This window comes from Corynebacterium sp. UMB8791 (assembly GCF_054166365.1).
Window position 1 is genome coordinate 1 of record NZ_JBSZCG010000100.1, and the last position, 301, is coordinate 301.

Annotated in this window: 1 protein-coding gene; it reads left to right on the forward strand. The window is 53.8% G+C overall.

The window, feature by feature from the left end:
* Positions 1 to 301: amino acid permease (locus tag ACXIUA_RS02635; RefSeq protein WP_457976058.1), on the forward strand; the 301-nt coding region annotated here is incomplete at both ends.

Genomic DNA, 301 nt, shown 5'->3' on the forward strand with positions numbered 1-301 from the left:
TGTGGCGACACTGGCAAAATTGTTGCCGTTGGGTCTGTTTGTTGTGCTGGCGATGATGATGTTCAAACTGGATACCTTCAAGCTCGACTTCACCGGACTTGCACTTGGCGTACCCGTGTGGGAACAGGTGAAAAACACCATGCTGATCACCCTGTGGGTTTTCATTGGTGTGGAAGGTGCCGTGGTTGTTTCTGCGCGTGCGCGTAATAAGCGTGATGTTGGCAAAGCGACACTGCTGGCGGTTCTCTCCGCTCTGGGCGTTTATTTGCTGGTAACGCTGCTTTCGCTGGGCGTGGTGGCA